The sequence below is a fragment of the Halobacillus sp. BBL2006 genome, assembly GCF_000786645.1.
GTDB lineage: Bacteria > Bacillota > Bacilli > Bacillales > Halobacillaceae > Halobacillus.
The window spans coordinates 1-2486 of sequence record NZ_JRNX01000304.1; the positions used below are offsets into that span (position 1 = coordinate 1).

2 protein-coding genes are annotated in these 2486 nt (G+C 43.5%); both read right to left on the minus strand.

Annotation, left to right across the window (positions count from 1 at the left end):
• Window positions 1-69: 69 nt before the first annotated feature.
• Window positions 70-1116, minus strand: coding sequence for an ABC transporter permease (locus LD39_RS09795; RefSeq protein ID WP_035545667.1), 1047 nt, complete (start codon window positions 1114-1116; stop codon window positions 70-72).
• The coding region (locus LD39_RS09800) for an ABC transporter ATP-binding protein (protein WP_035545669.1) at window positions 1117-2486 on the minus strand (1370 nt) is incomplete at its 5' end.

A 2486-nucleotide genomic window follows, 5' to 3' on the forward strand; every position in this document is an offset into this window, starting at 1 on the left:
AAAAATCAGAGGGGATGCAAAAAACAATGCTTGTGGAATGATGGATGCTAATACATCAAAAAACCCCATTTATTTCCCCTCCTTTTTAAATCGTAAAATAATCCAGCGGATCATATAACTTGATGCAACAAAAAATATGATAAGTGCAATGACAATTTCTACGAGCTCCGTTGGTACTCCGGCTGCTGTCGGCATGTTCAGGGCACCGATCTTCAATGTACCAAACAAAAAGGCAGCAAGTACGACACCAAGAGCTGTGTTCGCGCCAAGCAAAGCTACCGCGATTCCGTCAAACCCAATATTCGTAAAGCCTGATTTTACAGACATATAGCCAAACGTTCCTAAGCCTTCCATTGCTCCGGCAAGACCCGCGAACGCCCCTGAAATTACCATAGCTAAAACAATGTTTTTACCAACGCTCATTCCAGCATACTCGGAAGCATTCTGGTTGAACCCAACTGAGCGCAGCTCAAAACCACGCGTTGTTTTATTAAGGAAGAACCACATGACTAATGCCATGAATAAAGCTACAAGCAGACCCCAGTGCAATCTGGAATAGAAAGTCATCCCTGCTAGCCATTCGGAAGCAAGCGAAGCCGTTTCTGGAATCCTTGCTGTCTGGTCCTCACCATCTGTAATAACATTACGCACAATTTCATTGGAAACATAGAGCGCAATGTAGTTCATCATGATGGTTACAATAACTTCGTGAACTCCAAGTTTCGCTTTTAATATTCCGGGAATAAACCCCCAGAACGCTCCTGCAAGAGCTGCGGCTAAAATAGCTAAAGGCAGGTGTATGATTCCTGGTAAATCAAATGCAACACCGACCCAGACAGAAGCCAGCCAGCCTACGAACACTTGGCCTTCCACCCCAATGTTCAATAATCCCGTACGTAGTGCGAAGGCTACGGCTAAACCCGAAAGAATATAAGGGGTAACTTGTCTCAGCGTTTCACCGAAGAAATAAGCATCTCCAAAAGCACCGTTCCATAAGGCGGCATAGCCTTTGACTGGATTGTAACCAAAAGCAAGCATGATGATCGCTCCAGAAAGCAGGCCTAATACAACCGAAATAATCGGTATAAGAATATTCACTGTGCGATTTGTAAACATTTATTGCCCACCTGCTTTCTGATCCGTGTTTCCAGCCATTAATAAGCCAAGGTCTTGTTCATTGGTTTCTTCTGGTTTCACGTCGGCTACAATTTTCCCGTCAAACATGACGGCAATACGGTCACTTAGATTCATGATTTCTTCCAATTCGAAAGATAATAAAAGTACAGCGCGGCCTTTATCGCGTTCTTCAATCAGTTTCTTGTGAATGAACTCAATCGCCCCCACATCTAACCCTCGTGTCGGCTGAGCAGCAATAATCAAGTCTGGAGAACGATCCACTTCACGGCCGATAATCGCCTTTTGCTGGTTACCACCTGATAAGGCACGAGCCTTCGTATATGCATCAGGTGTCCGTACATCATACTCATCGATCAGTTCTTGCGCTTTTTTATAGATGTTTTTAAAGTTCATAACACCTTTTTTAGAGAAAGGCTCTTGATAATAGCTTTGGAGGACCATGTTTTCACCTATTGGAAAATCAAGGACTAGACCGAACTTGTGTCTGTCTTGCGGAATGTGAGATACTCCCGCTTGTGTGACTTTTCTTGGTGTTAGGTTCGTAATAACTTTTTCATGCAATTGGATACTGCCTGACTCACTCTTTCGAAGTCCTGTAATCGCTTCAATAAGCTCAGATTGACCATTTCCATCCACCCCGGCGATGCCTACGATCTCCCCGGCACGAACGTCAAGGTTTAACCCCTTGACCATCTCTACTCCTCGTACATCTTTGACACGCAGGTCTTTAATTGATAAGAAAGTTTCTTTAGGAACAGCTGGCTTCTTCTCTGTAGAAAAACTGACTTCTCGACCAACCATCAAAGAGGCAAGTTCTGTCGGATTCGTTTCTGAAACGTCCACGGTTCCGATTCCCTGACCTTTACGAATAACCGTACAGCGATCACAAACCTCCATGATCTCCTTCAGCTTGTGTGTAATCAGAATGATGGATTTGCCTTCTTTCACAAGACTCTTCATAATATCAATCAATTCATTTATTTCCTGAGGGGTCAACACAGCAGTAGGTTCATCAAAAATTAAGATTTCCGCTCCTCGATAGAGCGTTTTCAAAATCTCTACTCGCTGTTGCATACCAACAGATATATCTCGAATTTTCGCTTTCGGGTCTACATTCAAACCGTAACGTTCAGAAAGCTCTTTAACTTCTTTTTCTGCACGTTTTATATCTACCGTGAAACCCTTTTTCGGTTCACTTCCAAGCACGATGTTCTCTGTAACCGTGAACGTATCTACTAGCATAAAGTGCTGGTGAACCATCCCGATTCCCAAGGCATTCGCTACGTTCGGATCGGTAATATTCGCTTTTTCTCCTCTAACTCTTATTTCTCCTTTTTCCGGCTGATAGA